Here is an 18,621-nt window from a genome sequence, read left to right as displayed (position 1 = left end):
CCATTCATAACCGAATGGCGCTGAGATCAAGCCATGCTTGGGACCCGCATTAGTCATTTGACCATTAAGGGATGCTGACTAAACACCTGAACCAGATAATACTGGCGTAGGAATTGAGCAGGAGACTAGAAACAGACTCATGGATGCTGTCTCACTCTTCCTCAAGCCTGTGCCGCTCACCATGGAGCGCAAGCCTTGAATAATCAATACTCTATCATCGCATTAACCAGTCTATTTTTTTCTTCTATTGCGCTTGCCGCGCCAACCACGACGACCGATAAACCGACCTTGACGGTGTATACCTATAGTTCTTTTATCGCTGATTGGGGACCAGGCCCGGTGATTAAAAAAGCGTTTGAAGCCGAGTGTAACTGTCAACTGAACTTAGTTGGTTTGGATGACGGCGTATCGATTTTAAATCGCTTACGTCTTGAAGGTCGTCATACTAAGGCCGATGTTTTGTTGGGTCTGGATAACAACTTGATGACGGAAGCAGAACAAACAGGACTGTTAGCCCCTCATTCCGTCGATTTATCAGCGCTAACGTTGCCGAATGGTTGGAATGATGAGACCTTTATTCCTTATGATTATGGCTATTTTGCGTTTGTGTATAATCAGCAAACCTTAACTCATCCACCGCAGAGCCTAAGAGAACTTGTTGAACAGCGCGATGACTTGACGATTATTTATCAAGATCCACGGACCTCAACCCCAGGTCAGGGATTGCTACTATGGATGAAGTCGGTTTACGGGGATCAAGTGGCCAATGCATGGCAGCAACTGGCGAAAAAAACCGTCACGGTGACCAAAGGGTGGTCGGAAGCTTATTCGATGTTTTTAAAAGGAGAGGCCGATATGGTGCTCTCTTATACGACTTCTCCGGCTTATCATAAGATGGCTGAAAATGATCATCGCTATACCACGGCTAATTTTGCCGAGGGTCATTATATGCAGGTTGAAGTTGCGGCTAAGGTGAAGAGTAGCCCAAATCCAGCGTTGGCGGCTCAATTTATGCAGTTTATTGTCAGTGATGATTTCCAATCAGCTATTCCAACCACCAACTGGATGTATCCAGTGACCAATGTGGCTTTACCGGAAGCTTTTTCTGAGTTACAGCAACCCAGCCAATCATTGACCTTTAGTGCCAAAGAAGTGGCGGCACAGCGTCGTCATTGGATTCGTGAGTGGCAACACGCATTGACTTTTTAATCGATGATCTTATCAACGACACCTAAATTAGGTATAGGGGTCGCAGCGTTGGTTGCGGCCCTCGTTATTAGTGCATTGGCCGCTTTGTTGTGGCAAGCCCCTTCTTTTGCTATTGATCAATTATGGCAGGATGCTTATTACCGACACGTTACTTGGTTTAGCTTCTACCAAGCTTTTTTATCGACGCTACTGAGTGTAGGACTCGCTATTCCTGTCGCCCATGCATTGAATCGTCGCCGTTTTAAAGGCAAAGATTTACTGCTCAAGCTGTTTGCGATGACCTTAGTCTTGCCCGTTTTAGTGGGGGTATTTGGTTTACTCGCGATTTACGGTAATCAAGGATTATTAGCTAAAATACTTGGCTATTGGCAGATCCGTCTGCCTTTTTCGATTTATGGTTTAAACGGAATTTTATTGGCCCATGTGTTTTTTAATTTACCTTACGCCAGTCGATTATTGTTGCAAAGCTTAGTAGCTATTCCACTCGAGCAGCATAAGTTATGTGCTCATTTAGGTATGAACAGTTGGCAAAAATTTAAATGGGTTGAGTGGCCAAGGTTACGCCAGCAATTGCCTCATGTGGCGAGCTTAGTGTTCATGCTCTGTTTCACCAGTTTTGCTACTGTCATGGCCTTGGGGGGCGGACCGAAAGCCACAACGATTGAACTGGCGATTTATCAGGCGATTAAGTTTGATTTTGATTTGGCTACGGGGGCACTGTTAGCTATTTGGCAGATGTTATTGTGTGGATTGTTATACTTTTCGATGCAATGGTTTAGTCGTTGTTTGCCCGCAACTCAAGGAGGGGATTATCCAATTCAAGTCTGGGGTGGTGATACACGACTAAAACAACTCTGGGATGGAATGTGGATCGGTTTGGTGATCCTATTGGTGATTCCTCCGCTATTGATGGTGGTATTGAGCGGTTTAAATACCCACCTATGGCAGGTTTTGAGTAGTCAGGAGTTTTGGCTTGCTACTGCCGCTTCTTTTCAAGTAGCCAGTGTGACGGGAGCGATAGCGTTACTTTCGGGATGTGCAATTGTTATGACAAGTCGTCATTGGCGAATCAATCAACAACCTATTAAAGCCAATAGTATTGAATGGATTGGCACCATTATTCTGGTTACACCTGGCTTGGTGATCAGTACCGGGTTGTTTTTGTTGCTACGTCAAACGGTCGATATCTTTAGCATGGCCTATTGGTTGGTGGTTATCGTCAATAGTGTTATGGCTCTGCCTTATGTGATTAAAACCTTATCACAACCGATGCTGCATCTGGCCCAGCAATATCATTTACTGTGTGCCAGTCTTGGTTTGAGAGGCTGGCAGCGTTTGCGACTGATTGAGTGGCGAGCGCTGAAAAAACCATTTGCCCACGCTTTCATCATTAGCTTTTTAGTGTCAATGGGTGATTTGAGTGCAGTGGCGCTATTTGGTAGTCAGCAGTTTCGCACTCTTCCGTTGTATTTATATCAATTGATGGGCAGCTATCAGATGCAAGCGGCGGCAGTATTATCACTGGCTTTATTAGTTTTTAGTGTCGGACTTTATTACGGCGTTGAGCGGTTATTACAGATTAAACAGAGAGAATAAGTCATGCTAAACGTTGTAAAGCTCACTTACCAATATCAAGATGAGTGTTTCACGTTTGATTTAACCATTAAACAAGGCAGTATTACGGCTTTAATGGGGCCGAGTGGAGCAGGGAAATCAACACTGCTTAGTTTGATTGCCGGTTTTATCGAACCACTGAGTGGTCAGATTGAGGTCGCAGGGGATTCTGTGCTTGGTAAATTACCGCATCAGCGACCTTTCGCAATGTTGTTTCAAGACCACAATTTATTTAATCACCTCACCGTCTGGGACAATATTGCCTTGGGTTTGAACCCGAGTCTTAAATTAACCGATATCGAACAGCAACAAGTGGTTGAGGCAGCAAGGCAAGTGGGGCTTGAGGCACTTGTAACGCGTTTGCCGGAGCAACTTTCTGGTGGACAAAAACAACGGGTAGCCTTGGCTCGATGTTTTGTACAATCTCATCCGATTTGGTTATTGGATGAACCGTTTTCGGCGCTCGACCCGTTATTGCGTGAAGAAATGCTGCAATTAGTTAAATCATTAGCTAAAGCACGAGCGGTCACGATTTTGATGGTAACTCATCATCTCAACGATGCGAAAATGATCGCCAGTGATTTTGCGTTTTTAGCTCAAGGTGAAGTTCAGGTAACCGGCGAGATTGAACAGCTGCATGAGCAGAATATCCACCCATTATTTAGCGAATTTGTCCGTGCAGGAAGTCATCGTTGCTAATTGGTGACGAGTAGTGGTCAGCGGTGACCTTGCACCATTTGGCCTTCAATCCCTTAGCTGGTTGAGGTGATTGAAGGCGAATGGCTTTATGTTGGCAGCTGAGAAGTCTAGCTATCTTGCCCATAAAGGGTTTTGATCATCTGATAAATTTCTCGTGCCGCTTTAGGTGGCTTTTGACCTTGTTTCTCTTTACTGGCTTGACGAGCCAATTGGCGTAAACGCTGTCTATCGGCTTCCGGATAGTGCTCCATTAAAGCTTCGATCGCGCTATCACCTTGTTCAACAATCTTATCGCGCCATTGCTCTATTTTATGCAAGATAGCGGTAGTCTGAGCGTGTTTATTGCGCAGTTTATCCAAAGCAATTTGAATTGGCTCTGGATCAATGTGGCGCATCATTTTACCAATGTACTGTAATTGACGGCGGCGAGCTTCGTTTTTAAAGCGTTGCGCATCTTTTACTGCTTCGGCTAACTCTTCCGGTAGCGGTACTTTTTGCAAGGCGGATGGTTTTAACTCAACCAACTCTTCACCGAGCTTTTGTAGGACGATCATGTCATTTTTCAGCTCAGTCTTACTGACTAAGATGATCTCTTCTTCCTCTTCCCAAGGGGCTTTCTGATTTTTACGCGCCATAGTCTTCACTAATTAGTTATTTATCTCTGCTATTTTAGCAAGAATCGTGGGGAGAAAGCGAAATTCTTGTTATCCTAAGACGATAAAAGCTCAATTAGTTATGGATGAGAGATGGATATTAGACAACAAGTGATGCTCCAGCGTGCCGAACTTGAAGCGGCCGTCGCTAAAGCGCTCGATATGGCCTCTGCTCAAGCAGATGCCGTCGAAGTCGCAATCAGCAAAAGTACCGGATTAAGTGTCTCCACTCATATGTGTGAAGTGGAAAACGTTGAATTTAATAGCGATGGTGCCTTGGGGATCACGGTTTATCGAGGCCAACGTAAAGGCAGCGCCTCAACCTCGGATTTGAGTGAAAAAGCCATTCAGCAGACCGTGTTAGCGGCTTTGGATATCGCTCACTATACCTCAGAGGATCCCTACGCTGGTCCGGCACCCAAAGCGTTGATGGTTAAAGATATCCCAGATTTAGATTTGTTTCATCCTGATGAGCCAAACCCTGATCGCGCTGCTTCGATTGCCATTGCTGCCGAGCGTGAAGCCCTCAATTACAGCAGTAAAATCAAGCAAAGTGATGGTGCGAGTTACGACAGCCATTACGGCGTTAAAGTGTATGGCAATAGTCATGGTTTATTAGCCAGTTATGCTTCAAGCCGCCACAGCATCAGTTGTAGCGTTATCGGTGAAGGCAAAAATGGCGAGATGGAGCGAGATTACAGCTATACGGTGGCACGTCATCGAGACGATTTATGGACGCCTCAGTTTGTTGGTCAGCAAGCGGCAGAAAAAACCATTCAGCGTTTGGATGCTCGTCAACTAAAAACCGGCCAATATCCAGTGATGTTTGCTGCTGATGTCGCCACGGGTTTAATGGGCCACTTAGTGACAGCGATCAGTGGTGGCAGTTTGTACCGTAAATCCTCTTTCTTATTGGATCATTTAGGTCAGCAAATTTTACCGAGTTGGTTCACGATTAATGAGCGTCCTCATTTATTACGTGGTCTTGCATCGACACCTTTTGATAGCGAAGGCGTGGCGACAATTGACCGAGAGATCATCACCGATGGGGTTCTGGCAACGTACTTATTAACCAGCTACGCTGCACGGAAGATGAACATGCAACCAACAGGGCATGCGGGGGGAATCCATAACTGGTTTGTTACCTCTACTGGGCAAGATTTCGATCAGTTACTCAAAACATTAGGTAACGGTTTATTGGTTACTGAAGTGATGGGACAAGGTGTTAATACAGTGACTGGGGATTATTCGCGTGGCGCGGCAGGGTTCTGGGTTGAAAATGGTCAAATTCAGTATCCCGTTTCGGGGGTAACCATTGCTGGTAACTTAAAAACCATGTTTAAGCAATTGCTGGCGGTTGGGACGGACGTCGAAACGCGTTCGCAAATTCAAACAGGTTCGATGTTGATTGAATCAATGAAAGTGGCTGGTGAATAGCCCAATCAATAACCCCTAAAGTGCTGGCGTTGATTAGCGCTTTAGGGGCTCTAATATGACCATGATCGGGTTAAATCAGTAACGTGGCTAAACCCAAGAAAACCGATAAACCGACTACATCGGTCACCGTAGTTAATGCCATACCTCCAGCCAATGCTGGGTCGATATTCATTTTTTTGAGCAAGATTGGAATAGTCACACCCGCAACGCCAGCTATGAATAGGTTGGCCATCATGGCCGCAGAAATAATCCCGCCCAATAGCCATTCTCCTTTCCATAATACGACAATCGCGCCAATGATCAGTGCCCATAATATGCCATTAAAAAAACCGATCGCTGCCTCTTTAAGCAATAGCTCGCGTTTATTACTGTCACCAATATGACCAAGAGCCAATCCACGGATCACCAGTGCTACCGTTTGATTACCAGCCACGCCTCCCATCGAAGGAACGATGGTCATTAGAATCGCGATGGCAGCCATTTGTTCTAATGTTGCTTCAAACATATTTGACACCGAAGCGGCAGTCAGGGCAGCTAGGACGTTAGCACCCAGCCAAACACTGCGTTTTCGAGTCGATTTTAACACCGGAGCAAAGGTGTCTTCATCGTCGTTCATACCCGCCATACTCATCATCGAGTGCTCGGCATCTTCACGAATCACATCCACCACATCATCGATAGTAATTCGGCCGACTAAATGTTGGTTCTCATCGACCACCGGAGCAGAAACCCAGTTGCGGCGTTCAAACAGGCTGGCGACATCTGAGGCTTTGGCATCGACTTTAATTGCCTCATCGGCATCCTCCATCACCTCACTAACTTGAATATCTGGTTGAGTCGTGATTAGCGTAGCTAAAGGCAGATAGCCAATCAGTTGACTCTCTTGATCGATGACGTACAGTGAGTCTGTGGCATAGGGCAGTTGGCCTTTCATGCGTAAATAACGCAGTACAACATCGACATCCACATCACCACGAATGGTGATGACGTCGGTGTTCATTAGACCGCCAGCGGTGTCTTCTGGATAAGATAGCGCTGTTTCAACACGCTGACGCTCGGCAGCGTCCATTTGGGCTAATACTTCACGTGAAACATCATCAGGTAAGCTACGCAGGACGTAAGCTAAATCGTCACTGTGCATCCCTTCGGTTGCTTCGATGAGCATCTCCGGAGCCATCTTTGAGACTAACGCATCTTTGACGTCTTCGTTGAGCTCTTCAAGGATCTCACCGTAATCTTCTGGGTCGGTCAATTGCCACAAAACATCACGAGCTTTGCGGGGAGAGGCTTCTAACAGGTGGGCAATATCTTCAGGTTCCATGTCCTGCAGTTGTCTGCGCACATGAACAAAGCGACCATTTTCGAGGGCTTCGGTAATTTCTTGGAGGGTGTTGTGAGCTTGGTCAAATTCAATCGGTTCGGCCATGCTTCCTCCTCACGGTTATTAAGTTCTGACAATAAACAGAATAGTAACTTAATTTAGGAATCAAGTAACCTGAAGATATTGGAGCCGTCAATGTTAATCTGGTTAGACGCTAATCAAAAAGCGAAGATGGAGATAAGTTAAGGCTAGACAACGAGGTTTATTCGGCCTCATCAAATTTGCTTTCAATCAGTTGGCATACGGCATCGAGAGCGGTACTGGCATCGTCACCATCGGCACAAATAGAGATTCTCTGTCCTTGCGCCGACTCAAGCATCAGTAACCCCATCACACTGTCGGCGGTGGCTTGCTTATCATCTTCACCTTTAATGGTAATTACCGCTTGAAAAGATTGGGCGAGTTCGACCAGTTTAACGGCAGCTCGCGCATGCAGCCCAAGTTTATTTTGAATAAAGACCGTACGATGCTCGTGTGCCATAAGGGGATTATCCTTGGTGTTTCTCTAATGAATGATGGCGTATTTGGACCTGATGACCAAGCTGAGCGAAGTATTCCCCGAGTTGCTGAGTCAGATACACAGAGCGATGCTTGCCGCCCGTACAGCCAATGGCAATGGTTAAATAGCTGCGATTGTTTTTTTCCAACTGCGGCAACCAATATTCAAAAAAATGCTGAATATGCAGTTTTAGCTCAATGACATCATTGTGACTTTCAAGAAATGATTTGATTGGGGCATCAAGTCCAGTAAGGGGGCGTAAATCCGGTTGCCAGTGAGGATTGGGCAAAAAACGCACATCAAACACGTAATCCGCATCGCTTGGAATGCCATATTTAAAGCCGAAGGACTGGAAGACCATGACTAAATCACGCCGTTCCCTTCCTTCAACACGCATACGTACGGTCTCACTCAGCTCATGCAAAGATTGATTACTGCTGTCTAGTAATAAATCCGCTTGCTCTTTTAATGGTGCTAATAAGCATCTTTCCCGCTCGATAGCTTGAGCTAAGATCGGTTTATCATCCTGTAGTGATAAGGGATGAATACGACGTGTTTCACTGTAGCGTTTGAGTAGTGTCTCTTTGCTGGCATCCAGAAAGAGTACACTGACGTCATTATTTTTTTTGAGTTGGTCTAAAACATCTTCTACCAAACTCGGTTCTTTCGGTAAGTTGCGTATATCGATACTCACGGCAACATTCTGCTTGCTGCCTTGTACCGATTGAATGAAGGCATCTAATAAGCTAACGGGCAGGTTATCGACACAATAATAACCTAAGTCTTCAAGGACTCGTAAGGCGACACTTTTTCCCGCGCCAGATTGACCACTCACTACAATTAAACGCATCACAAGACCTACTGAGGTTGATTGAGCATAATATCGTATAGCTCTTGGTCGCTTTCGGCGTGTCTGAGCTGCTTAAGAATTTGCTTATCGTTGAGGCGTTCGGCCATGCAAGATAAGGTCTTCAGATGCTCTTTACACTGTTCTTCTGGAACCAGTAAAGCAAACAGAAGATCAACCGGTCGGTTATCAATAGCATCAAACTCAATCGGTTCTGCGCATTGAATCAACACGGCGACGGCCTTGTCACTGTCAGTCATTCGGGCATGGGGAATTGCAATACCATTACCGATGCCAGTACTGCCCATTTTTTCACGACTGAGCATGCATTCAAACAGCTCAGTGGCATTTTGACCAGTATGTTGAGCCGCGACTTCACTGATGATTTCTAATGCTCGTTTCTTGCTAGAACATTGGACTGCACTTTTGGTGCAGTCCAATGAGAGTACTTCGCTTAATTGCATGTTAATGGCTACTTAGCTTTTCTTTATGCTTGTTGAGTTGACGAGAGAGTTTATCCACTAAACTGTCGATCGCGGCATACATATTTTCATCGTCTGCCGTTGCGTGGATTTCTCCCTGGTTTACGTGGAGCGTAGCTTCGGCGATCTGACGAAGTTTTTCAACCCGTAAAATCACTTGAGTGGTATTGATATGCTCGAAAAAACGCTCAAGCTTTTGAAACTTCGAATGAACATAGTCTTGCATTGCATCGGTAAGATCAATGTGGTGGCCTTGGATATTGATTTGCATAGACATTCCTTCTCTGTTGGGCCTTATAACAGGCGTTTCCGCTGACTCGAGGGCGCAATCGCCAAGGATTCACGGTATTTCGCAATTGTCCGTCTTGCTACCTGAATCCCTTGATCAGCGAGTAGGGCTGCGATTTTGCTATCACTTAATGGTTTCGCTGGGTTTTCTGCCGCCACCAATTTTTTAATCAGGGCGCGAATCGCAGTCGATGAACACTCTCCGCCATTATCGGTACTGACATGACTTGAGAAAAAGTACTTCAGTTCAAAAATACCCCGTGGAGTGTGCATGTACTTCTGAGTTGTTACTCGAGAAATGGTCGATTCATGCATCTCCACAATCAGTGCTACGTCATTCAGTACCATCGGCTTCATCGCTTCTTCGCCATATTCGAAGAAATCGCGCTGATGTTCAACTATGCACTTGGCAACTTTGAGCAAGGTCTCGTTTCGGCTTTCAAGGCTCTTAATTAACCACTTTGCCTCTTGCAAATTAGAACGAATATAGTTGCTATCGGGATTATTACCTCGGGCAAGACTAGCGTATTGCTGATTGATCTTTAATTTCGGGACGCTATCGGGATTAATGCTGACTTGCCATTTGCCTCGATCTTTATAAACCGACACGTCTGGCACAACATATTCCGCTTGCTCTTGAGAGATTCGGTTGCCAGGGCGAGGATCTAACTGTTGAATCAGTTGTAGCGCATCGCGTAAAGCTTCTTCTTTGAGTTTGCTCTCTTTAACAATCAATTTAAAGTCACGATTGCCTAACAGATCGATGTAATCGGTGAGCAACAGCTTAGCTTCATTTAACCAAGGGGTGTCGCTTGGATAGGTTGCCAATTGCAGTAGCAAGCAATCTTGCAGATTGATCGAAGCGACACCAAGAGGATCAAATTGTTGGATACGTTTGCGAACCGCTTCTACTTCGTCCAGCTCGATCTCTTGTTCTGCGAAGTTTTCTAAAATATCACTCAGCGGGACAGTGAGGTAACCGTGATCGTCGATCGCGTCGATTAATGCCCGAGCGATAGTACGATCAGTATCGCTAAAAGGGGTGAGATCGAGTTGCCATAATAAATAATCTTGCAGTGTTTCGGTGGTTTCGCCTTGGTAAATGGGTAAATCATCGTCTAAGGCTAACCCTGTGCTGCCAGTGTTGGCGCTGTAGACGTCATCCCAACTAGCGTCCATTTCTAGCTCGGCGCTGATTTCTGACTTTTCGATTAATTGTGAACTGTCTTCCGGTTCACTGGCCTCTGCACTGGGAGCTGGGTCTTCATTATTGCGCACAGAGTTGTCGTTAGCGGAGAACTCTTCAATGGTCTCTTCAACATCGAGTAGCGGGTTAGAGATCAAAGCTTCTTGGATCTCTTGTTGTAGATCCAAGGTAGAGAGTTGCAGCAAACGGATAGCTTGCTGCAACTGGGGAGTCATGGCTAACTGTTGACCAAGCTTGAGCTGTAATGAAGGTTTCATTCAGTATTAACTACCTTGTCTAGGTGATGCCTTACTTGATGTTTATCCTGTGACGTGAATGCCTATCCTACTGATCATTGTTCAGTAGTCATACTGTAATCATAGACGGAATTGTTCACCAAGATAAACCTGTTTTACTTGTTCATTATTGAGGACTTCATGTGGTGTCCCTTCGGCAATCAAACGGCCTTGACTGACAATATAGGCTTTCTCACACACGTCGAGGGTTTCTCGTACGTTATGGTCAGTGATCAGCACACCCAGTCCACGATCGCGTAGGTGCTCAATGATTTTCTTAATATCAATGACTGAAATCGGATCGACGCCAGCAAATGGCTCATCGAGTAAGATAAATTTCGGATTGGCAGCCAATGCGCGGGCTATTTCTACTCGGCGGCGTTCACCACCTGATAGTGCCATGCCCGCACTGTGACGAATATGTTGAATATGAAACTCTTCGAGAAGATCTTCGAGTTTATCTTGTCGCTCTTCATGGGTCATTTCTTCACGGGTTTGCAGTACCGCCATAATGTTATCTTCAACCGATAATTTACGGAAAATAGAAGCCTCTTGAGGCAGATAACCAATACCTAATCGTGATCGGCTATGCATCGGCAAAATGCTAATGTCTTTATCGTCGATCATGATCGAACCTTCATCACGCGCGACTAAGCCAACGATCATATAAAATGAGGTGGTTTTACCTGCACCATTAGGGCCAAGTAAACCAACAATCTGACCAGATTCGACCTGCAGGCTCACATCGGAGACAACTTTACGTTTTTTATAGCTTTTGGCTAAGTGTTCGGCTTTGAGTATCGACATAATTAATCTTGCTGCACGGCTTGAGGTTGAAGAATGGTAGAGACACGTTCCGTGCCCTGTCCATCAGCGATCAGTTTTTGTGAGGAAATCTGATAGCGAATTCGCTGGCCACGGATCTCGCTGTCATCTTGAGCTAGCATTGCTTGATCAATCATCAGCAGTTCGTCGTCAGCCATTTTGTAATACAACTGCCTTGCTTGACCATGCAAGGTTTTTCCTTCGTCGGTCAACTGAGAAAAGGTAGCAGGATTGCCATAGCTTTCAATTTGTTCGATTTTTCCACTCTCTGGATTACGAATCACGACCAGTCGTTCAGCATTGATGTTGATGCTACCTTGAACAAGTTTAACATTAGAAATATAGGTCACTCGGTTGTTCTTCATATCTAACTGCAGGCTATCTGAGTTGATATGAATAGGCTGTTGGGTATCAGTAGATAGAGCCAATATCGGTGCCGAAGCGAATAAACAAGCTAAAAGACTAAGGTGTGAAAGTTTCATATCTACCTTGTACATGGTTATAGAGAACAGCCGAATGGTCAGACAAATTACCTTTCATCGCCTGCCCGTGGGTTTCAAACTGTGGCCCGATTAACGTAACTTGGCTGTCTGCCCAAAAGTCACGATTATCAAGCTGAATACTAAATTTGCTGGTGGTGAGCCGTTCAAAGCCAGAGTCGGCTAATAAATTATGGGCCACAACGTCATCATACAGGATCAGCACCTGCTGTTTAGTGAGAATTCCGCGCTTCGCGGTCAATTGCCACTCTTGAGTTGTTCCATCTCGATACACTTTAAGAACGGGATATTCAAATGTTGTGTTACCACTTTCCGCATAAAAATCTAAGTGTTGTGAGATTATTTCGTAATTACGTACACCTTGTTGATTATAGGTGACGTTGTTTAAATGCTGGCCGCTAAACATCGGCAGCTCAAAATTTGGGGTCACTTGAATGGCTGTCGATTGATCTTTATCCAGCAGATAATACCCTGACCATGCAGCGACAAAAAATAAACAGAGATAAAGGATACGAGTCAAGCTCATATACTCAGACCTTGATAAGTTTCAAGTTGATCACGAGCTTGTAAAATAAGATCACAGACTTCACGTACCGCTCCGTGTCCTCCCTTAATATGGGTCACATAATTGGCTTTTTGAACCAGTAAAGGGTGTCCATCAGCGACACATACTTTGAGAGCGACTTTGTCCATGACGGGCCAATCGATCAGATCATCGCCAATGTAAGCGGTATGTTCTGGAGCAATGGCTAGCTTTTGACAAATATCGTGATAAGCACTGAGCTTGTCATCTTGCCCTTGATAAATCAGTGAAATGCCTAACGCTTTCATACGATTTTCGACAATTTTTGATTGGCGGCCAGTAATAATTGCAATCTGAACCCCTGCTTTCATCAGCGATTTGATGCCGTAGCCATCACGAGTATGAAAAGTTTTGAACTCTTCCCCTTGGTTACCCATGTAAACCAATCCGTCAGAGAAAACGCCGTCAACATCACAAATCAGTAACCGAATTTGCTTAGCAATCGCGAGTATGCTGGCATCAACCTGACCATATAAAGTGGTAATATGTTGAGTCATTACATGACTCCTGCTTTGAGTAGATCATGCATATTTAAAGCGCCAACCAATTTATGGTTATCGACCAGCATTAAGCCATTAATGCGCTTCTCTTGCATTAAGTTTAGTCCCTCTACTGCCAGTAGGTGTGGCGAGGCAACGGTTGGGTTTTGTGTCATCACTTGTTCGATAGTTGCGCTATGAATATCCACTCGTTTATCGAGAATTCTGCGCAAATCACCATCAGTGAAAATCCCCACTAAGCGATCATCTTCAGTGACGACAGCAGTCATACCTAAGCCTTTTTGACTGATTTCTAATAACGCTTCTCGAATGAGTGCGCTGGGTGAAACTTTGGGGAGCGCTTCCCCTTGGTGCATGATATCCGATAGTTTAAGCAGTAATTTACGGCCAAGGGCGCCCCCAGGGTGTGACAAGGCAAAATCTTCAGCGGTAAAACCACGCGCTTGTAAGAGTGCGACCGCTAATGCATCGCCCATGACTAACGTTGCCGTGGTGCTTGAAGTCGGTGCTAACCCTAGCGGGCAGGCCTCTTCAGGAACGGTGATTTGTAAATGGATATCGGCCAAGTTCGCCATGGTTGAACGGGGGTTACCAGTCATACTGATGATGCGATTATTGAGCCGTTTTAACACTGGAAATAACGCCAAAATTTCAGATGATTCACCGGAGTTAGAGATAGCCAGAACAATATCGCCACGTTCAATCATGCCAAGATCGCCATGCGAGGCTTCGCCTGGATGTACGAAAAAAGCGGAAGTGCCGGTGCTGGCGAGTGTTGCGGCAATTTTTTTACCGATATGTCCCGATTTACCGATTCCCATTACGGCGACTTTACCCTGCTTATTGGCGATAATCATTTCACATGCTTGGGTAAAGTCAGCATTAAAGTACTGTTCTAATTGTTGTAATCCGGCAATTTCGGTGGCTAAAACTTGTTGAGCAACTCGGCGGTAATCAAAGTTTTCAGACATTCTCATTTCCTACATTAAGCAGCCATATTCATCAATAAATATCCTTGATAAGCAAGGAAGATAATAAACAGTACGGCACCTTCGAGACGATTAATACTGCGTGATTTACCAAGGGCCATGATCACTAACAATAATGAGACCGCTAACATGACCCAAAAGTCCCGGCCCATGACGCTATCGCTCAGTATTGATGGGTTTAAAATGCCTGGAATCCCCATCACCGCGAGAATATTAAACACATTCGAGCCGATGATATTGCCGACGGCCATATCGTCTTCGCCTTTTAGTACTCCAGCGAGTGAGGCGGCAAGTTCTGGTAAGCTGGTGCCAACGGCAATGATCGTTAGTCCAATAACTAAATCACTCATACCAAAATACTTAGCAATAATCACCGAGTTATCAACGAGCATACTGGCTGCAAAAGGGAGTAGTATTAAACCAATAATGATCCAGATGATGGCTTTTTTGTTACTAACGTCTGTTGGGATTTCTGATTCACATTCAGACAATAAGGCATCACCATTCTGCTGCTCTTTACGGCTAATATGTAACATTGCCAGAATAAATACGGCAAATAGGGCAAACAGTAGAATACCTTCATAAAAACCTAAATAGCTATTCCAGAGTAGAAGACCGGATAATAAGGTCACGCCAACCATTAGTGGTAGCTCGCGACGTAATACCATTGAACTGATCGATAATGGTTTGATGAGCGCGGTGATACCGAGAATCAGTGCAATATTGGCGATGTTTGATCCGAGTACGTTACCAACGGCGGTATCCGTTTTGCCATCTAAAGCGGCGGTAGCTGAAACCATCATTTCTGGAGCTGATGAGCCCATGGCTAAAATGGTCATACCGATAACTAGAGGAGAAATGCCGATATTGCGTGCGATGGCGGCAGCTCCGAAAACCAGCTTATCGGCACTCCAAACCAGCAGAATAAGGCCGACAATCAATAATCCAATGGCTTCGAGCATGGCGATTCCTAATCTCAATAAAAAATGAATGAGTAACCGCTAATTTTGACGTGTTGGTCACTAAAAGGGAAGTCGAAGATAACATTTATTGTGGCATTTTTATTGAGGATTTTCATGCGTGATTGCGCTTAATTGAGATAAATCGGACGCTTTGCTTACACTTTGTTACCGATTTTTCAGTGTAGTTAAAGGTTAGATGACGTTTTCATCGCTCTTTTTACGCTAAGTGGTGTAAGGTCATTAGATGAAAATAGCGTTGGTCAGAGCCATGGGTTGGCGAATGAGTAATTGAACAGCGCTTTTAATTTAGGCGTAATCTGCTTATGATTGCGCATTCTCTGGATGGAAAACCACAACAGCGAATCGAGAGTATGTCCGAAACTGATCTAGTGACCATCAATAATTTAACCTTTTCCCGAGCCAATCGTCTCATTTTTGATAAAGTGAGTTTGCAGGTGCCGAAAGGGAAAATCACCGCCATCATGGGCCCTTCTGGGATAGGTAAGACAACCTTACTACGTCTGATTGGTGGTCAACTTCTGCCTGAAGCCGGTGAAATCTGGTTCGATGGCGATAATATTCCCCGTTTATCGCGTAAGCAGCTTTATCAAGCTCGTAAAAAGATGAGTATGCTTTTCCAATCGGGGGCTTTATTTACCGACCTTAATGTGTTTGATAATGTGGCTTTTCCACTCCGCGAACATACAAAATTAAACGAGTCGTTGATAAAAACGCTGGTCCTTCTTAAGCTTGAAGCGGTGGGTTTACGCGGAGCGGCCCATTTAATGCCAAGCGAGCTTTCTGGCGGCATGGCACGTCGGGCTGCCTTAGCTCGAGCCATTGCGCTCGATCCAGAGTTGATCATGTACGATGAACCCTTCGTTGGCCAAGACCCTATCACTATGGGGGTTTTGGTTGAGTTGATCCGCAATTTAAACCAAGCACTTGGTTTAACGTCGGTGGTGGTGTCCCATGATGTGCCTGAGGTAATGAGTATTGCTGATTGGGTTTATCTATTAGCGGATGGTAAAGTTATTGCTTTTGGTACGCCACAGGAACTGGAAAATAACCCAGATCCACGAGTGCAACAATTTTTGCGTGGTGAAGCGGATGGGCCAGTTCCTTTTCGTTTTCCTGCGCAGTCGATAGAGAAGGACTTGTTTGATGGCCAATAATTGGGAGCAAGCAATTAGCCGTTTTGGTCGACGCTGTTTAGGTGTCGGCGAGTCTTTTGGGCGAGCGAGCTTAATGCTGTTTGGTGCTCTGGTAGGAAGACCAAGACCGATTCAACATTTACCCTTACTGATTAAACAATTATACAGTGTGGGCGTACAGTCTTTGGCGATTATTATTGTCTCTGGTCTCTTCATTGGTATGGTTCTCAGCCTGCAAGGTTATGTTATTTTAGTCGATTTTGGGGCTGAAACGAGCTTAGGACAAATGGTGGCTTTATCGTTGCTACGTGAGCTTGGCCCAGTGGTGACGGCATTGCTATTTGCAGGACGAGCTGGCTCGGCGTTGACGGCAGAAATTGGCCTAATGAAAGCCACGGAACAAATCTCCAGTTTGGAAATGATGGCCGTTGATCCGCTCAAGCGAATTATTGCGCCACGCCTTTGGGCAGGGCTGATTTCGATGCCTTTATTAGCCATGATTTTTATGGCGGTAGGCATTTGGGGTGGGCATTTAGTCGGCGTTGATTGGAAAGGCATTGATCAAGGGAGTTTTTGGTCAGTAATGCAATCCTCTGTTCAATTAGGTAGAGATATTGGTAACAGCGTAATCAAATGCGTGGTCTTTGCGATTACCGTCACTTGGATCGCGCTGTTTAACGGTTATGACGCTATTCCTACTTCAGAAGGGATTAGCCGAGCGACAACACGCACCGTGGTACACTCGTCTTTGGCAGTGTTAGCACTGGATTTTGTTCTGACCGCATTGATGTTTGGGAATTAAACATGCAGCAAACACGAAAAGTAGAATTTTGGGTAGGAAGTTTTGTGCTAGCAGGAATTTGCGCAATTCTTATTATGATTTTTCACGTTGCTGACGTGAAAGGGTTAGGTTCAAACGATACTTACTCATTAACCGCTGAGTTTGACAATATTGGTAACTTAAAAGTACGCTCACCAGTCAAAGTGGGTGGTGTAGTTGTGGGACGTGTGTCGGATATTCAATTGGACCGTCAGCGTCTGCTGCCTGTTGTCACGATGGCGATTGATAGCCGATACGATCAGTTTTCTGAAAACTCCAGTGTGAAAATACTCACTTCAGGATTAATTGGTGAGCAATACATTGGGTTAGTGCCTGGTTTTGTCTTTGATGATGAGCAAATGCTCAAAGATGGCGACCATATTGAAGACACCAAGTCAGCGTTGGTATTGGAAGACTTGATCGGCCAAGTTCTGTATAGCGTCGGCAGTTCAGACAGTAAAAAACAGGAGTAAATCATGTTGAAACGGTATTGGATTTTAGTGCTTGGCCTGTTTTTTTCATTGGCAATTCAAGCGGAAGTGATTGATAAAACACAGCCTTATCAGATGATGAGACAAGTGGCAGAAAAATCATTTGCTCGCTTAAAAGCGGAGCAACCAAAGATTCGCGACAATCCTGAGTACCTTAAAGTTATCGTTGAAGAAGAGCTGATGCCTTACATCAATGAACAGTATGCAGCCCTGAAACTACTCGGTACTCATTTACAAGGGGCTAATCGTGAAGAGGTTGGGCAGTTTATTACCGCATTTCGCGCTTACATGGTGACAAGCTATGCACAAGCACTTACTCAGTATAATGATCAGCGCATAGAATTTGCTCCGGAAGTTCCGGTTCCTGAAGGAAGACGGATCACCGGTGTACAAGTTGAACTTATCGACCCTCCGAGACCGAATGTGAAAATTGAATTTCGTTTACGTCAGGAGAGAAACGGCGAATGGAAAGGATTTGATATGATTGCGGAAGGGATCAGTTTGTTATCCAGTAAGCAATCTGAGTGGAGCGGCAAAATACGTCAGGATGGCATTCTCGCGGTAGCACAAGAGTTACAACGTATATCAGAGCAACCGATCCGTTTTGAGAGTGAGTCGCAATGAGCGCTGAGCAATGGCAAGTACTCAATCCTGAACAAGCTCGATTAAAAGGTGCACTTGATAGAGAAACCGTTCCTAACTTGTGGCGTCACTTACAAGCTTGGCAACCTACCGCTGCGCAATGCGAGATTTCTTTAGCAGAAGTACAGCGTATCGATTCTGCGGGGATGGTGATGCTCATTCACTTAATAGAGCATGCAAAAACACAAAACTGTCATATAATGCTGAGTTTTGTGCCACAACAACTGCGCACATTATTTCAGTTGAGCAACATCGAAACGATGATGACTCAACATATTCAACCATTAGCAGGGGTGAATTGTGGATAGCACACAAGTACAACAATTATTACAACAAGCGCTCAACCTTGAAGAGTTACATGTCAAAGGTGAAGGTAGCCATTATGAAGTGATCGCTATTGATGCGAGCTTCGAGACGATGAGTCGAGTGAAAAAACAGCAACTGATTTATGCTCCGTTAATGGCGCACATTCAGCGCAATGATATTCACGCGGTATCAATCAAAACGTTCACCCCAGAAGAGTGGGCTCGCAATAAAAAATTGATGTCGCTGTAAGGTTTTTTA

General features: G+C 45.0%; 23 protein-coding genes. 10 read left to right on the top strand and 13 right to left on the bottom strand.

Annotated features, from left to right (window positions below; translation table 11 throughout):
* The first annotated feature begins 195 nt into the window (after nucleotides 1-195).
* Genes thiB through thiQ form a run of 3 tightly spaced genes read left to right on the top strand, consistent with a single transcriptional unit; the run spans nucleotide 196 to nucleotide 3,522 of the window.
* On the top strand, nucleotides 196-1,209 hold the full coding sequence (gene thiB, locus BSR11_RS10860; RefSeq protein WP_072670405.1) for a thiamine ABC transporter substrate binding subunit: 1,014 nt from the start codon (nucleotides 196-198) through the stop codon (nucleotides 1,207-1,209).
* A gap of 3 nt (nucleotides 1,210-1,212) precedes the next feature.
* Entirely contained in the window at nucleotides 1,213-2,805 is a 1,593-nt protein-coding gene (gene thiP / locus BSR11_RS10855; RefSeq protein WP_072670404.1) for a thiamine/thiamine pyrophosphate ABC transporter permease ThiP, read from the top strand.
* Between the two features lie 3 nt (nucleotides 2,806-2,808).
* Nucleotides 2,809-3,522, top strand: coding sequence for a thiamine ABC transporter ATP-binding protein (gene thiQ / locus BSR11_RS10850; RefSeq protein ID WP_072670403.1), 714 nt, complete (start codon nucleotides 2,809-2,811; stop codon nucleotides 3,520-3,522).
* Nucleotides 3,523-3,629: 107 nt separating this feature from the next.
* On the opposite strand, the gene yjgA is transcribed toward thiQ, so the two are convergent.
* The gene (gene yjgA / locus BSR11_RS10845; protein ID WP_072670402.1) at nucleotides 3,630-4,157 is read right to left on the bottom strand and encodes a ribosome biogenesis factor YjgA; all 528 of its coding nucleotides are present in this window, start codon (nucleotides 4,155-4,157) and stop codon (nucleotides 3,630-3,632) included.
* Nucleotides 4,158-4,268: 111 nt separating this feature from the next.
* On the opposite strand from yjgA, the gene pmbA reads away from it, so the two are divergent.
* On the top strand, nucleotides 4,269-5,612 hold the full coding sequence (gene pmbA / locus BSR11_RS10840; protein WP_072670401.1) for a metalloprotease PmbA: 1,344 nt from the start codon (nucleotides 4,269-4,271) through the stop codon (nucleotides 5,610-5,612).
* 70 nt (nucleotides 5,613-5,682) lie between these two features.
* On the opposite strand, the gene mgtE is transcribed toward pmbA, so the two are convergent.
* From mgtE to BSR11_RS10780, 12 genes are all read right to left on the bottom strand, one after another.
* Complete coding sequence (gene mgtE / locus BSR11_RS10835) at nucleotides 5,683-7,038, bottom strand: magnesium transporter (protein WP_072670400.1); 1,356 nt, start codon at nucleotides 7,036-7,038, stop codon at nucleotides 5,683-5,685.
* 157 nt (nucleotides 7,039-7,195) lie between these two features.
* The gene (locus BSR11_RS10830) at nucleotides 7,196-7,474 is read right to left on the bottom strand and encodes an HPr family phosphocarrier protein (RefSeq protein ID WP_072670399.1); all 279 of its coding nucleotides are present in this window, start codon (nucleotides 7,472-7,474) and stop codon (nucleotides 7,196-7,198) included.
* A 7-nt stretch (nucleotides 7,475-7,481) separates the two neighbouring features.
* Nucleotides 7,482-8,342, bottom strand: a complete 861-nt coding sequence (rapZ, locus tag BSR11_RS10825) for an RNase adapter RapZ (RefSeq protein ID WP_072670398.1) — start codon at nucleotides 8,340-8,342, stop codon at nucleotides 7,482-7,484.
* An 8-nt stretch (nucleotides 8,343-8,350) separates the two neighbouring features.
* On the bottom strand, nucleotides 8,351-8,803 hold the full coding sequence (gene ptsN, locus BSR11_RS10820) for a PTS IIA-like nitrogen regulatory protein PtsN (protein WP_072670397.1): 453 nt from the start codon (nucleotides 8,801-8,803) through the stop codon (nucleotides 8,351-8,353).
* A gap of 1 nt (nucleotide 8,804) precedes the next feature.
* Entirely contained in the window at nucleotides 8,805-9,092 is a 288-nt protein-coding gene (gene hpf / locus BSR11_RS10815) for a ribosome hibernation promoting factor (protein ID WP_004394583.1), read from the bottom strand.
* Between the two features lie 23 nt (nucleotides 9,093-9,115).
* Nucleotides 9,116-10,573: an RNA polymerase factor sigma-54 gene (locus BSR11_RS10810; protein WP_072670396.1), complete on the bottom strand. Its 1,458-nt coding sequence runs from the start codon at nucleotides 10,571-10,573 to the stop codon at nucleotides 9,116-9,118.
* Nucleotides 10,574-10,672: 99 nt separating this feature from the next.
* A complete protein-coding gene (lptB, locus tag BSR11_RS10805; protein ID WP_004394585.1) occupies nucleotides 10,673-11,398 on the bottom strand; it encodes an LPS export ABC transporter ATP-binding protein in 726 nt (241 codons plus the stop codon).
* Between the two features lie 2 nt (nucleotides 11,399-11,400).
* The gene (lptA, locus tag BSR11_RS10800; protein WP_072670395.1) at nucleotides 11,401-11,898 is read right to left on the bottom strand and encodes a lipopolysaccharide transport periplasmic protein LptA; all 498 of its coding nucleotides are present in this window, start codon (nucleotides 11,896-11,898) and stop codon (nucleotides 11,401-11,403) included.
* Nucleotides 11,879-12,442, bottom strand: a complete 564-nt coding sequence (lptC, locus tag BSR11_RS10795) for an LPS export ABC transporter periplasmic protein LptC (RefSeq protein WP_072670394.1) — start codon at nucleotides 12,440-12,442, stop codon at nucleotides 11,879-11,881. The genes lptA and lptC overlap by 20 nt, the downstream gene beginning before the upstream one ends.
* Nucleotides 12,439-12,996 (bottom strand): 3-deoxy-manno-octulosonate-8-phosphatase KdsC, encoded by a 558-nt coding sequence (kdsC, locus tag BSR11_RS10790; protein ID WP_072670393.1) that lies wholly within the window; start codon nucleotides 12,994-12,996, stop codon nucleotides 12,439-12,441. The genes lptC and kdsC overlap by 4 nt, the downstream gene beginning before the upstream one ends.
* Nucleotides 12,996-13,970, bottom strand: a complete 975-nt coding sequence (locus BSR11_RS10785) for a KpsF/GutQ family sugar-phosphate isomerase (protein WP_072670392.1) — start codon at nucleotides 13,968-13,970, stop codon at nucleotides 12,996-12,998. Before BSR11_RS10785 ends, kdsC begins: the two co-directional genes overlap by 1 nt.
* Before the next feature lie 14 nt (nucleotides 13,971-13,984).
* Entirely contained in the window at nucleotides 13,985-14,950 is a 966-nt protein-coding gene (locus BSR11_RS10780; protein WP_072670391.1) for a calcium/sodium antiporter, read from the bottom strand.
* A gap of 371 nt (nucleotides 14,951-15,321) precedes the next feature.
* On the opposite strand from BSR11_RS10780, the gene mlaF reads away from it, so the two are divergent.
* From mlaF to ibaG, 6 genes are read left to right on the top strand one after another with little or no spacing between them, the layout of a single operon-like run.
* Complete coding sequence (mlaF, locus tag BSR11_RS10775; RefSeq protein ID WP_072670613.1) at nucleotides 15,322-16,125, top strand: phospholipid ABC transporter ATP-binding protein MlaF; 804 nt, start codon at nucleotides 15,322-15,324, stop codon at nucleotides 16,123-16,125.
* Nucleotides 16,115-16,906 carry a lipid asymmetry maintenance ABC transporter permease subunit MlaE gene (mlaE, locus tag BSR11_RS10770; protein WP_072670390.1) on the top strand — a complete coding sequence of 264 codons (792 nt, stop codon included), beginning with the start codon at nucleotides 16,115-16,117 and terminating at the stop codon, nucleotides 16,904-16,906. The genes mlaF and mlaE overlap by 11 nt, the downstream gene beginning before the upstream one ends.
* 2 nt (nucleotides 16,907-16,908) lie before the next feature.
* Nucleotides 16,909-17,397 carry an outer membrane lipid asymmetry maintenance protein MlaD gene (mlaD, locus tag BSR11_RS10765; protein WP_072670389.1) on the top strand — a complete coding sequence of 163 codons (489 nt, stop codon included), beginning with the start codon at nucleotides 16,909-16,911 and terminating at the stop codon, nucleotides 17,395-17,397.
* 3 nt (nucleotides 17,398-17,400) lie between these two features.
* A complete protein-coding gene (locus BSR11_RS10760; protein ID WP_110167677.1) occupies nucleotides 17,401-18,039 on the top strand; it encodes an MlaC/ttg2D family ABC transporter substrate-binding protein in 639 nt (212 codons plus the stop codon).
* On the top strand, nucleotides 18,036-18,365 hold the full coding sequence (locus BSR11_RS10755; protein WP_072670388.1) for an STAS domain-containing protein: 330 nt from the start codon (nucleotides 18,036-18,038) through the stop codon (nucleotides 18,363-18,365). Before BSR11_RS10760 ends, BSR11_RS10755 begins: the two co-directional genes overlap by 4 nt.
* Nucleotides 18,358-18,612, top strand: a complete 255-nt coding sequence (gene ibaG, locus BSR11_RS10750; protein ID WP_072670387.1) for a BolA family iron metabolism protein IbaG — start codon at nucleotides 18,358-18,360, stop codon at nucleotides 18,610-18,612. Before BSR11_RS10755 ends, ibaG begins: the two co-directional genes overlap by 8 nt.
* Nucleotides 18,613-18,621: the final 9 nt, after the last annotated feature.

The organism is Vibrio injensis (assembly GCF_001895205.1).
Lineage (GTDB): Bacteria > Pseudomonadota > Gammaproteobacteria > Enterobacterales > Vibrionaceae > Vibrio > Vibrio injensis.
This window is presented reverse-complemented; position numbering and strand designations above follow the sequence as displayed.

Bases quoted from the DNA above. Each gene is read 5' to 3' on its own strand.
- mlaE (WP_072670390.1), top strand. From the start codon at position 16,115: ATGGCCAATAATTGGGAGCAAGCAATTAGCCGTTTTGGTCGACGCTGT.
- lptC (WP_072670394.1), bottom strand. From the start codon at position 12,442: ATGAGCTTGACTCGTATCCTTTATCTCTGTTTATTTTTTGTCGCTGCA.
- BSR11_RS10810 (WP_072670396.1), bottom strand. From the start codon at position 10,573: ATGAAACCTTCATTACAGCTCAAGCTTGGTCAACAGTTAGCCATGACT.
- BSR11_RS10780 (WP_072670391.1), bottom strand. From the start codon at position 14,950: ATGCTCGAAGCCATTGGATTATTGATTGTCGGCCTTATTCTGCTGGTT.
- BSR11_RS10755 (WP_072670388.1), top strand. From the start codon at position 18,036: ATGAGCGCTGAGCAATGGCAAGTACTCAATCCTGAACAAGCTCGATTA.
- mlaF (WP_072670613.1), top strand. From the start codon at position 15,322: ATGTCCGAAACTGATCTAGTGACCATCAATAATTTAACCTTTTCCCGA.
- rapZ (WP_072670398.1), bottom strand. From the start codon at position 8,342: ATGCGTTTAATTGTAGTGAGTGGTCAATCTGGCGCGGGAAAAAGTGTC.
- lptB (WP_004394585.1), bottom strand. From the start codon at position 11,398: ATGTCGATACTCAAAGCCGAACACTTAGCCAAAAGCTATAAAAAACGT.
- mgtE (WP_072670400.1), bottom strand. From the start codon at position 7,038: ATGGCCGAACCGATTGAATTTGACCAAGCTCACAACACCCTCCAAGAA.
- hpf (WP_004394583.1), bottom strand. From the start codon at position 9,092: ATGCAAATCAATATCCAAGGCCACCACATTGATCTTACCGATGCAATG.
- ptsN (WP_072670397.1), bottom strand. From the start codon at position 8,803: ATGCAATTAAGCGAAGTACTCTCATTGGACTGCACCAAAAGTGCAGTC.
- thiP (WP_072670404.1), top strand. From the start codon at position 1,213: ATGATCTTATCAACGACACCTAAATTAGGTATAGGGGTCGCAGCGTTG.
- BSR11_RS10785 (WP_072670392.1), bottom strand. From the start codon at position 13,970: ATGTCTGAAAACTTTGATTACCGCCGAGTTGCTCAACAAGTTTTAGCC.
- pmbA (WP_072670401.1), top strand. From the start codon at position 4,269: ATGGATATTAGACAACAAGTGATGCTCCAGCGTGCCGAACTTGAAGCG.
- thiQ (WP_072670403.1), top strand. From the start codon at position 2,809: ATGCTAAACGTTGTAAAGCTCACTTACCAATATCAAGATGAGTGTTTC.
- mlaD (WP_072670389.1), top strand. From the start codon at position 16,909: ATGCAGCAAACACGAAAAGTAGAATTTTGGGTAGGAAGTTTTGTGCTA.
- lptA (WP_072670395.1), bottom strand. From the start codon at position 11,898: ATGAAACTTTCACACCTTAGTCTTTTAGCTTGTTTATTCGCTTCGGCA.
- yjgA (WP_072670402.1), bottom strand. From the start codon at position 4,157: ATGGCGCGTAAAAATCAGAAAGCCCCTTGGGAAGAGGAAGAAGAGATC.
- BSR11_RS10830 (WP_072670399.1), bottom strand. From the start codon at position 7,474: ATGGCACACGAGCATCGTACGGTCTTTATTCAAAATAAACTTGGGCTG.
- BSR11_RS10760 (WP_110167677.1), top strand. From the start codon at position 17,401: ATGTTGAAACGGTATTGGATTTTAGTGCTTGGCCTGTTTTTTTCATTG.
- kdsC (WP_072670393.1), bottom strand. From the start codon at position 12,996: ATGACTCAACATATTACCACTTTATATGGTCAGGTTGATGCCAGCATA.